Genomic DNA, 11,707 nt, shown 5'->3' on the forward strand with positions numbered 1-11,707 from the left:
AACCTTCTACGAACCCCGAACCCCACAGCTCGCTTGACGAAGGACATAGAGGCACCCCCCTCAGACGACCGGGGGGACCCGAGCCCCCCTCAGACGACCGGTGGCCGCCCCAGCCGGGTGAGCCGCCACACTGTGCGCCAGCGCATGGGCCGACGCTCGCCCGCGGGCCGGCACACGCCCTCCACGAACCCGCCGAACCACGCCCGCAGCCCGGCGAGCGACCGCGTCCGCAGCAGGGTGAGGAGCGTCCACACGCCCAGGTGGACGGGGATGAGGAGGAGGGGCAGCCGTCGCCGGACCAGCCAGACCCGGTTGCGGGCGGTGACGCGGTAGTAGATGGCGTGCCGGGCGGGCGAGGTCTTCGGGTGCCGCAGCAGCAGTTCGGGCGCGTAGAGGATCCGCCAGCCCGCGTCGGCGGCCCGCCAGGCGAGGTCGGTCTCCTCGTGCGCGAAGAAGAACTCCGCCGGCCAGTCCCCGGTCTGCTCGAGCATCCGCATGCTGAGGGCGTGCCCGCCTCCGAGGAACCCGGTCACGTAACCGCCGCGCAGGGGGTCGGACGCGCCGAGCCGGGGCACGTGCCGCTGCTGGGTCTCGCCGTGCTCGTCGGCGATGCGGAACCCCACGATGCCGAGCAGGGGGTCGGCGGCGTACAGGTCCCGTACCCGGCGCAGCACGTCCGCGTCGACGAGCAGCCCGTCGTCGTCGAGGTCCACGACCACGTCGACGTCGCCGAACTCGCGCAGCCGGGCCAGGGCGACATTGCGGCCCCCGGGACAGCCGAGGTTTTCCTCGACGTCGACGGTGGTGACCTCGCCGGGCAGGGAGAGCCGCCGGGCGAACTCGGGCAGCCGGCAGCCGTTGCCGACGATCACGATGCGGGCGGGGGCGAGGTCCTGCTTGGCCACCGATTCCAGCAGGGCGTCGACCTCCGCGGGCCGGTTGCCCATGGTCACGACGGCGACGGCGATCCTGGGGCCGCCCGGCCCCGCCGGCCGCAAGGGCGGCATCGGCCCCGCCGCATCCGTCGGCTCCCCCGCCTTCCCCGGTTCCACCACGCTTTGCTCACTCCATCCGGCGCCGGCGGCGTCCGTGCTCCCACCGCACGGCGCTCCTCGTTCACCAGGATGTCCCCTTGCCGGCGCCGGTTGTCCGCACCCCACAGCGCTTTGCGTCCTCTTGAAGCGGAAGAGCGCGGAGGCGGACGGCGCGGGCGCGGGCGCGGAGGTCTTCCGGCACCGGCCCGCCGGGGCCTCCCGCCCGGCAGGGCCGAACGTCCCGGGCCAAGCGGGTCCCGCTTCGCATACGGTTCCGGCGTGTCAACCACACCTGTAACTCTGTCCCCACGCCAGGCGGGCCTGGCGCCGGCGCACCTGTCCCCCGGGTACTTCGCCCTTGTCATGGCCACCGGCATCATCTCCGTCGGCTGCCAGCTGCGCGGCTGGACCCCGGTGGCGAAAGCTTTGCTCGTGCTCACCGCGGCCGAGTACACCCTGCTGGTCGTCCTGACCGCCTGGCGGTTCGCCGCCCACCGCCGGGAACTCGCCGCGGACGCCCACGACACCCGGAAGGCGTTCCTCTTCTTCACCTTCGTGGCGGGCACCAACGTCCTCGCGGTCGGCCTGGCCGGCCAGGGGCACCTCCTCCCCGCCACCGTCCTGCTCGTGATCGCCGCGCTCACCTGGGTCGTCCTCGGCTACACCATCCCCTGGGCGGCGGTCCTGGGCCGCAGCGAACGCCCGGTCGTGGCCGCCGCCAACGGGACCTGGTTCGTCTGGGTCGTCGCCAGCCAGTCGGTCGCCGTGGCCGCCGCGACCCTGGAGCCGCACTACGCGAGCGCCCGCCAGGGCCTCGCTGTCGTCGCGGTCTTCTCCTGGTCGGTGGGCTGCGTCCTCTACGCCGCCTCCGCGATCTTCGTCTCCCTGCGCCTGATGCTCTACGTCCTCGAACCGCGCGAACTCGACCCGCCCTACTGGGTCTCCATGGGCGCCGTCGCCATCACCGTGGTCGCGGGCGCGCGCATCGTGGAGATGGAGAGCGCGCCCATGGTCGACGCGGTGCGCGGGCTGGTGGCCGGCATGTCCGTCGTCTTCTGGTGCTTCGCCACCTGGCTCATCCCGGTCCTGATCGCGGTCGGCGTCTGGCGCCACCGCGTCCACCGGGTGCCCCTGACCTACGAGCCCACCTGGTGGAGCATCGTCTTCCCCCTGGGCATGTACGCCGTCGCCGGCATGTACCTCGGCCGCGCCGACAACCTCCCCATCGTGGAGTGGATCGGCCGCTCCTGGCTCTGGGTCGCCCTCACCGCCTGGACCCTCGTCTTCGCCGCCATGCTCCACGCCCTCGTCGCCCGCGGCCCGCGGAGGCAGACGCCCCAGGTGAGCGAGTGACGCCTGCCCCGTCGCCGTGAGGCACGTCAACTCCCGCGAGCCGGCAGCGCCGCGCCTCAAAGGGCGCACGGCAAAAGCTGAACAGCAACGGCTGAACGGCAAAACCCCGGCCAGGAATGTCTGACCGGGGTTCTCAGTGGAGCCGCTTTCGGGATTCGAACCCGAGACCTACGCATTACGAGCTCGCCAGAGCGTTGCCTCAAGGTTCACTTCCTGTCCTTGTTTCTGCCGTCTGTGCAGGTCAGCGAGCATGGGGATACCCGGGCTGTGGTGATCGTTCACGGGGTTTCACCGCCCTTCCGGACCCATCTTGGACCCATGAGGGCCCCGCCTGCGGGCTGTCCCGGCCCAGCCGGGCGGGCCTCCAGTTCTGAGCCGGGCGGCAAAGGGGCGTCCAGCGCACCGACCTTGCGATGCCAAGAGGAGAGGCCCTAACTTGGCCCTGCCGTTCTAGTGCAGCCTCGCATTGGTCTGAAAGGGTCTGTGCCTGCCGTCAGCACCGATGAGGGCCTCGTCGATTGAACCTGACGAGCGTGGTCGCACAACAGCAAGACGTGACTCCCGCTTCTGCAGGACATCGACCTGCCGATCTGGATGGCCCGCCGGGACATTTTTGAACCGACGAAAAGGCATCGGTCCGTGATGGCACTGCCCCAGCCGCTGCGCAATGTGCCCCGATCTGGCATGATCTCGTCATGGCGAAAGCGGGTGGGGACCTGAAGGCCTGGCTGACCGGGCTCGACGATGTGCGGCTTCGTGAACTGATCCAGATACCAGGACCATTGCCCTACCGGGCGGGGATCCCTCATCGCGGCGGCCTTCCCCGGTTGGGCCGCCGGGAACTGCTTTCCGCTCGCGCCTGGCTGAGCCGCGCCCAGACGCGTGACCTCAAGCAGATTGCCGACGCGGCAGCCGATTTCAGCGGCCACCTGCTGGTGAGTCACGGCAATCTCCAGGCTGACACTCTCCGAGATCCGGACCTGGGCACTCTGGAGTCGGTGATCATTTCCCTGCCGCCGATGCTGGCCCGTCTCGCCCTTCACTCCATACTCCTGGAGGGCGACACCCCGCGACGGACACTGGCCGAGCAGCACTGGGACCGACTGCTCGAAGCCGCCGAACGTCCAGGCGCCGACTGGGCATGCAGCAAAGATGGCGAAGCCCACATGCAGGAGGCTGAGGAAGAAACCGCCGAGCAGACTGGGGAAACGGACCCCGACCCGCGGCAGCGGCAAGACGACATGGGAGAAGCTGTGACGTGGGAGGACGCTGCGGACGTGGCGGTCGCTGCAGGGCCGGCTGAGGCCCTGCGGACGCTCCGCTCGCACGCCGCAGAGCTCGCCGACGCTCTTGAACTGGCGGCCGAGCGGGTGGCAGGCGGGTTCGAGCTGCCCCAGGGGCTGCTCGAGCAGGCGGCCGCCTGGCCGGTGGAACGCTCCGCCGTGGCGGACCTTATCCGGGAGGCGGGCTGCGGCTGGTCCGCCGAGGAGGGATTTAGCGAACTCGAGGCAGCTGTCGAGCAGTTGCGGGAAGAGGAGGAACACGAGACGGCCCGCGCCCACCAGCTCGCCATGCTCCAGGAGCAGCGGCAGGCTCTGCTGCCGCTGGTGGACAAGGCCGAACAGGGAGGCGGCGGCGCCTACTTCGAATCCTTGCGGGAGACCCTGCGGACACTCGATGAGGAGATCGCCGGCCTGAGCCCCGGCGCCAGAACTCCGTCCCAGGAGCCCCCCGTTCCCGCTCCCCGTGCGGCGGCCGTTGGCGCCAAGTCGCAGCCCGAGGAGTCGCCGACGGCGGAGAGCCCGGCTGGGGCGGTCGAGAAGGCCACCGCGGAGGCCGGAGGCGGCCCAACCGACGTACCGATCGCCGCTGAACGGGCCAAGGCCTCCCCGGCAGCGGCTGCCTCTCAGGCCGGCGCCCTGGTCGGCGCCGCGACCCGGCCCGACGCGCCGCACCCGGCCGAGGGCACTGAGGGCCCTACAGCCTGGGAGGCCGAAACGCCTGGGCCGTCTGTTGTGCCCGCCGAGGCCGCTGCGGAAACTGGAAGGCCCCAGGAGACCAAGCCTTCCGAACAGACATGTCTCCCCTGGCATGCCCCCGCCGCCGGAGACTCTACCGGCTCCACGGCCTCCCCCGTGGAGCGGTTGGTAAGCGCGGGTCGCTTCCAGGAGGCGTACTGGATGACCGTGGGGTCCGGCGAGCCGGTCCACCGCGCGGATTGCCTGGCGTTCGCGGACGCTGCCTTTTCATGCACCACTCCCGAGGACGCCACGCCAGTGATGACCCGGTTCGCCCCGGATCTGGAGAGAGTGCAGAGCGACCGACCGGCGTTGGTCCTGGCCGCGGTCGCCTCCGTCCGCGCCGGACTGGTCGTGGGCTGGCCCAACGACCTGCTGCTGCAGACCGATCCCTGCTCTTTCCTGTCCGGCCCCTGGAGTCAGCTACTGGAATGCGCGATCGACGTTCTGCGGCGCTACCACCGGGTAGACCCCGCCACCCTGCACCCGGGTGATGATGAGGGCCCGGCCCTCACCCGCTCCGGCATCGCCAAAGAGGCTGGCCAACTCAAGGTCGAGCTACCGAAGCGCAAGATCGGCTACGCACGGGCTACCCAGGTGCAGAATCTGTTGATGCGCCCCGAGCAGCCCTTGGGCCGTGCCCTGAATGCCGTGCATGACTGGGCTTCCGGGAAGACAGATGCCTCAGTGCTGGACGAGGCGTGGCAGGCGTTCCGCAAGCGCGACTCGTCGGAGCGGATCATCGAAGAGGCTGACGCTTCCATCCGCACCCCCAAGCAGGCCAAGGAGCCAATCGAGGCCAAGGCCAAGCGTTCGTTGCTCAACCGGATCGAGCAGGTGGCCAACCTGCTCTCCCGGGCCCGTGCGCTGGCCGCGCCCGAGGTCGAGGAGCGGAGCGGCACGGTGACCGTACTGAGCCACGCCTTGGCCCGGGTGCGCGGTCTAGACGCTCTGCCGGGTATGGAAGGCGCGGCGCTGCTGTGTCTGCGCGGCTGGCTGGAGGGGGAGCAGCGCGCGCCCATCTCCCGGACGCTCGGTGTTATCACCGACAGCGATGCCGACGAGACCGGTATCGAAGCTGACTCCGGCCCGCTCGCCTCCGCCGGCCACGTGCCCGGCCCCGTGGCGCTGCTGGCCGCCCCCGACCTGCCCCGCACCCCCAATGGCGCGCCCGACGCCACCGCTCCCGGCTTCGCACAAGCGGTGGCGTCGCTGCTGGAGCCGGTGGACATTCCAGCGGTGCTGACGGCCTACGCCGAGCGTGGCGACCTGCACCTGGCCGACGCGCTGGTCGAGGCGCTGGAACAGGGACTGGTGCCCGCGGCCACCGCCGGGCCGGAGGAGTTGCCGTCCGGCTGGCGGATCGAGCGGGACGCCCAGTGGGCGCGCTGGTCGAACATCAGGTCCGAGACGCACCGGATCGCCGCCGGCCTGCTGGCAGAACTCCGTACCCAGCAGAGCCTGGACGATCTGACTGAGCGGGAACTTGTGGGCCGTCTCGAGCAGTTGGAGCAGCCGTTTCCGGAGGGCGCCTTCCGGTCCACCGTTGCGGCGATACGCCAGCTCGAGGAGGACCTGCGGGGCCGCGTCGATGCGTATGTGCAGCGGTTGCGGAACCAGTTGGAGACGCTGCCCCTCTCCGAAAAGGACCGCAAGCAGATCACCAGCCTGCTGGAGACGGGCGACACGGTCACCGCGGAGGAGTGCCTGGCGATCCTGCGCAAGGGGGACGCGCTGCCGGAGTGGAGCGGCGCGGACCGAGGTGAGGACCTGGACCGGTTCGTCGCCAGTTTGGGGGTCGTCGCCCCGGTCAAGGCAGGCCAGCAGGGCTTCTCGGCGCTTCCGTGGGCGGAGCACTATGCGGACGGACAACCACTCACCGAGGGCGCGTTGGCGGGCCTGGAGGCCTGGGACGCGCTCAGCAAGCCTTCCACGCGTGGTGCGGAATGGCAGAAGCACGTGCCGGCGGTGCTGCGCCTGCTGGGGCTAGAGGGCCGGCCGCCGGCCCGGGACGACAGCCGTCAGGTGCGCGGCATCCTCCGGCTGACCGCCAAGCTCCGCGCCAGCGAGAGCGTTCCCGGTTATGTCGCCGACCTCGGCTCGGCGGCCACCACGTACACGGTGCTGGTGGTGTCGGACGAGCAACGTGGGCGTAGTCCCCTTGAATTGCTGGATCGCAGCGACACTGGGGCGTGCATCATCCTCTACCTGTACCCGCTGGGACTGGCGGGCCGTAGGGGCATGGCCGTGCACGCACGTACCTCCACGTCTCAGGCCTTGGTGGTGGACCCCGCCGTGTTCGGCTGGGTGGCGGCGCGTTCTCCGCGCTCGTTCCGGGCCGTGCAGCGAGTAACCCTGCCTTGGACCGGCTTCAACCCGTACACGCCGTTCGTGGCTGGCCTGGTGCCGCCGGAGGTCTTCTACGGTCGGACCCGTGAGATGGCCGCCGTCACCGACCCGCTGGGCGCTCTCTTCCTGTACGGCGGACGCCAGTTGGGTAAGTCGGCGTTGTTGCGCAAGGTCGAGGCCGACTTCCCCTCTTCCCCCGACCGTAAGGCCGTCTACCTGGATCTGAAGGCGCGGGGCGTGGGCGAGGCCGAGCCCGCTGACCGAATCTGGCCGGTGCTCGCGACGGAACTGAAGCGAGTCGGCGTCCTGGGGCCGAAGGTGTCCACGGCGGGGTCGCCCGACGTGCTATCGGAGCAGGTGCGCCGCTGGCTGGAGGAGAACCGCGAACGGCGAGTGCTGATTCTCGCCGATGAGGCCGACGCCTTCCTGACCGCCGACTCGAAGGCGGTGCGTGGCAGCGGCGGGGAGGGCACGTTTGCCAACGTGGCACGGCTCAAGGGGCTGATGGACAGCACCGACCGCCGTTTCAAGGTGGTCTTCGCCGGTCTGCACCAGGTGCAGCGGTTCAGCAGGTTGTCCAACGTGCCGCTGGCGCACGGAGGCGAAGAGCTGATCGGCCCACTCAAGCCGGCCGAGGCGCAGCGCCTGGTAGTGGAGCCGATGGCGGCGTTCGGTTACCGCTTCGAGCGTCCGGAGCTGGTGTGGCGGGTGCTGGCGGCGACCAACTACCAGGCATGTCTAGTGCAGATCTTCTGCGAGCGCCTGGTCACCGCACTGCGAGAGAAGCCGCTGGGTTCGGCGCAGTGGCCGATCACCGTCACGGAGGAGGACATCCGCGCAGTGGCGGGCTCGGCCGAGGTGCACCGCCGCATCGCCGAGCGGCTGCGGCTGACCATCAACCTGGAAGACCGCTACCGGGTGCTCGCTCTGACGATTGCCCTGCGCAGCCAGGCCGACAGCTTCCACCGCGGCTACGACGCCGACGAACTGCTCAGAGAGGCCAAGCGGAACTGGCCGGAGGGCTTCCGCCGGCTGACCGCCAGCGACGTGAAGATCTACCTGGAGGAGATGGTGGGCCTCGGCCTGCTGATCCAGCAGGCCGACCGCCGTCACTATGCGGTGCGCAGTCCCAACGTGGTGCACATGCTGGGCACTCGTGAGGACCTCGAACTGGAACTGCAACAGACCGAGTTCAGCCTGCCCTACGACTACAACCCGCGCTTCTCCCGCCGACTGCTCGGCACAGACCGGTCGGGCGTGAGCCGGTACAGCCCGCTTACCGAGCAACAGCTGTACGAGGCGACCGGACCTGGTCTGACCCTGGTTTGTCTGACCAAAGCGCACGGCCCGGAGCTGATGGAGCCAGCCATTCGCTCCTACGCCGACGCGCGCGGCCTGACCGTGCACACCGCTGCCCCGGACACCCTGGTGGACGTGCTGACCCAGACGACCCGCGGTCGGGATCCCAGCGTGGTCGTCGCCGACCTGCGCTACTGCGGACTGGACACGCTCCGCCAAGCTTTGGAGCGGCTGCGTCAGCACACGGTCGGCCCTAAGGGGGCGCCGCCGCGTGCGGGGATCGCCCTGGTCGACCCGAGGGCGCAGGAAGTCCTCTGGGACGAGCAGGTCGCCCGGGTGCTGCGGCCGGAGCGGTGGAACACCGACAGCCTCCGAGCCTGGCCGGAGTGCCCGTTCGACACTCCAGACAAACGGGAGCGACTGATGGAAGCGACCGGCGGCTGGCCTGGCCTGGTCGAGCGCACCGTCGACCTCGCCACCCGAGGAGGCGCCACCCTCGAGGCGGCGCTGGAGACGACCCGGGCCCAGTACTCCCGGGAGGGCGTCGCCCGCGACCACCTAGACCGGGTCGAGCTCGACCGGAGCATGCAGGACCTGCTGGCGGGTTGGGTTCAGTACATCGAGCCCGGCGAGTGCTGCAACCGCGGCGACATCGCCGCAGTCACCGGTCTCGGCCTGGACGAGGTCCGTCGCTTCACTGACCGGCTCGCCGACCACGGCGTGTTGGACGACAGTGAGAAGGGATACGCGCTGGACCTCGTCACCTTCCGGGCGCTCAACACCGTGGGGCAGCACTCTTGATCACCGGTACCGCCGCCGAAGTGACTGCTCTGCCCGGGATCAAGATCTGGCTGGGCCGCTTGCTGGCGGACCTGAACAGCGGCCGCAGCTGCCTGTGGCTACTACCACGGAAGCTGCTGGAGGGCCCCGACTGCCCGGCGGAGCAACTTTTCGACGAATTGCTGCACGAGCTTGCCGACTTCGTGCTGCTGCCGCTGGACGACCCCGCCGCGCCGCTGGCCCTCCGACCCCTGATGCCGGCTCAGCCCCCGGCCCCCACGCGGTGGTCCGGTCTGGCCCCGGTCCTCGACTACGACGACGGTTTGTCGGACCTCTTCTCCGTCACCGCCCCTTCGCCAGCCGAGCCGGAGCCCTCGGCCCCTCCCGCCCCCGCCGAGGCTCTGGCCCGCCTGCTGGAGCGGCTCGCCAAGGAGCTGGACTTCACCGACCGAACAGAGGCGACCGGCGACGACACTGCTGGCGATGTGCTTGCCCGCCTCACCGGCGGCCGGAGCGGCCCCGCCGAGACCAGGCCCGTGGTCGTGCGGGCCTGGCGCGAACCGGTGCCGTCCGCCGCCGCCCACCTGCTGCGCCGCCTAGTGGCGACCGGCAAAGAGGCCGGACTCCCGCCCGCGCGGCGGCCGCGCGTCCTGGTCGTGGCGTCCACCGAGGACTTGCCAACGGGGCTACCCGCCCAGCTGGCGCGCGAGGACGTCGTGGTCCACTGGTGGTGGGGAGCCACCGGGCGCCTGGACACCGCCACGATCGTGGCTCTGGCCCGCCCACCGGTGAATTCCTCCGTGGACCGCCATCACCTGCAGGAAGCCGTCACCCAGGCCACCATTACAGAGATCTGTGGCCCGTTCCTCGATGTGGCGGCCGCCCTAGCTGCCCGCTGGAAGGACGGCCGCTTGGAAACGCTGTCGGCCGCGCTCCACGACGTCATATCGGTGTTCTCTGTACCGGCGGAGGCCATCCCCCCGCGACGGGCCGAAGGAACCCGGAATCCAGGGCAGCGCCCCAATGAAAGCCTTCTCCCCGCCTGGAACGCGGTCGCCGTCGACAGCTGGGACGGCAGGCTCCGCCACCATCCACGCCAGGATCTCAACCACGAGCATGTGGTGGCCGCCAGGGTTTGGCTGGCTCAGAACCACGTCCTGCTCCCGCTGCTGGACGACGCCCGGGAACGCTTCGTCGCCACCGTGCGGCTCCGGGCCCGTGTACCGCTGCCGCGGCTCGCTGAGGAGTACGGCCCCCGACGCGACCCCGACGCCGCCCCTGAGCCTCCCGGCGACCTCGTTGACACCCTGGAGCTCGGCGCCATGTGGGGCGCTTACCTCGACGGCGCCATCGCCCTCACCCCCAGGGAACGCCATCGTCTCCGCACCCTGCGCGACGCCCGCAACCTGCTCGCCCACCGCACCCCGCTCGACGGCAACCAGTTGCACCGCCTAATCAAGGAACTGTGCCGCTGACAGTCAGGAGTCAGCACGCGCCGCCACCGGACCAGACGTCCCTGGAGACCGCTGTAACGACGCTTGCTCCGCGTCCCGACACGGGCGGCCCATGTCGTCGGATGAACGCCGGTCGGCACACCAGAGGAGCGGTCTGGCATGTCTCCGCCCCTGTTCATCATGTCGCGCCCGGAGCGAGGACGAGCTGATCCGAGAGTCGGCTCCTGTCGCCGGTCAAAGTGCGAAGGGCATCTCTCAGCGGCAGGACTCTCACTGATCACGCTGGGCGTGGACGACCCGACGTCGTAGTGTCTTTAGGGATACTTCGTCGCCGCAGACTGGGTCTGTCGTACGCCAGAAGTCCCACCCATCGGTGGACAAGGTGGACTCATGAAGCTTCCCCTTGATCGTGGACACCTGGAGACTGGGATCTTGAGGTTCCAGAGGAAGTAGCACCAGGTGGGAAGCAAGTACACGAAGCGGTACACCGAGGAGTTCAAGCGGGACGCGATCGCGCTCGTCGATTCCTCGGGCAAGACGGTCACTGCGGTTGCCCGGGAGCTCGGTATCAGCTCGGAGTCCCTGCGCGGTTGGTACCGCCGGGCCAAGGCGGACCGGGACGAGGGCGAGTCCGGTGAGCTGACCAGCGCCGAGCGCGAGGAACTCAAGCGGCTGCGCAGGGAGGTCCGCGAACAGCAGCAGACGATCGAGATCCTGAAAAAAGCGACGGCCTTCTTCGTGAAGGAGAACGACCGGTGAGCGAGCTGTACCGGTTGATCCATGCGGAGAAGGCGACTTACCCTATCGTCCTGCTGTGCCGGGTGCTGAAGGTCGCCCGCTCCTCCTACTACGCCTGGCGCGAGGGCGAGTCCGCCCGAGTAGGGCCTCTGACTGGGCGCGGCAGGCACTCAGTGGGCGCAGTAGCCGACCTGGTTCGGGGTGCAGTGCAGGATGAACGCCGCGGTGGCGCGGTCGGTGGTGGCGCCGATGCGTCTGGGCTGCTCATCCATGGATCCGAATGTACGTCCGTCGTCTCCCGGTGGGATGAAGGGCATGGGTGTCTTCTTCCTGGCGGGGTCAGCGGGCGCCGTCCGGTGTGGTGTGGGGCTGATCTGGGGGGATGAGTCCGTACAGGATGCTGGGGCGGATCTCGGGCTGGCCGACGTAGCCGCACTGGTGGGGGCAGGGCATCCACTTCCAGGGCTGGGCGTACGCGGCGCGCAGCGACTCGGGGGATCGCTGCGGGTCGTTGGCGGCGCAGCGGCGTTGGACGCGGCCGCAGCCGTTGCAGAGGCCGAAAGCGTCGCGGTAAGGGCCGCAGCGTTCGGCTTCGAGGGCGGCGATGTCGTGGGGCAGGACGGGGGGGTGCCTCTATGTCCTTCGTCAAGCGAGCTGTGGGGTTCGGGGTTCGTAGAAGGTT

5 protein-coding genes are annotated in these 11,707 nt (G+C 69.9%); 4 read left to right on the forward strand and 1 reads right to left on the reverse strand.

Annotated elements, in window-relative coordinates:
- Positions 1–89 precede the first annotated feature (89 nt).
- Complete coding sequence (locus IE217_RS34115) at positions 90–1,007, reverse strand: glycosyltransferase family 2 protein (RefSeq protein ID WP_190181847.1); 918 nt, start codon at positions 1,005–1,007, stop codon at positions 90–92.
- 306 nt (positions 1,008–1,313) lie between these two features.
- Between IE217_RS34115 and IE217_RS34120 the strand changes: the two genes are divergently transcribed.
- The 4 genes from IE217_RS34120 to IE217_RS34135 all read left to right on the forward strand — a co-directional run bounded on the left by IE217_RS34120 (position 1,314) and on the right by IE217_RS34135 (position 11,046).
- Positions 1,314–2,387: a tellurite resistance/C4-dicarboxylate transporter family protein gene (locus IE217_RS34120; protein ID WP_229865854.1), complete on the forward strand. Its 1,074-nt coding sequence runs from the start codon at positions 1,314–1,316 to the stop codon at positions 2,385–2,387.
- A 695-nt stretch (positions 2,388–3,082) separates the two neighbouring features.
- A complete protein-coding gene (locus IE217_RS34125; protein ID WP_190181844.1) occupies positions 3,083–8,854 on the forward strand; it encodes a hypothetical protein in 5,772 nt (1,923 codons plus the stop codon).
- A 20-nt stretch (positions 8,855–8,874) separates the two neighbouring features.
- Complete coding sequence (locus IE217_RS34130) at positions 8,875–10,308, forward strand: hypothetical protein (protein ID WP_190181845.1); 1,434 nt, start codon at positions 8,875–8,877, stop codon at positions 10,306–10,308.
- Positions 10,309–10,746: 438 nt separating this feature from the next.
- Positions 10,747–11,046 carry a transposase gene (locus IE217_RS34135; RefSeq protein ID WP_190181846.1) on the forward strand — a complete coding sequence of 100 codons (300 nt, stop codon included), beginning with the start codon at positions 10,747–10,749 and terminating at the stop codon, positions 11,044–11,046.
- Positions 11,047–11,707: the final 661 nt, after the last annotated feature.

The organism is Streptomyces naganishii JCM 4654, assembly GCF_014650575.1.
Lineage (GTDB): Bacteria > Actinomycetota > Actinomycetes > Streptomycetales > Streptomycetaceae > Streptomyces > Streptomyces naganishii.

What these genes read in the sequence shown, in the direction of transcription:
- IE217_RS34125 (WP_190181844.1), top strand. Translation starts at nt 3,083, where the DNA reads ATGGCGAAAGCGGGTGGGGACCTGAAGGCCTGGCTGACCGGGCTCGAC.
- IE217_RS34115 (WP_190181847.1), bottom strand. Translation starts at nt 1,007, where the DNA reads ATGCCGCCCTTGCGGCCGGCGGGGCCGGGCGGCCCCAGGATCGCCGTC.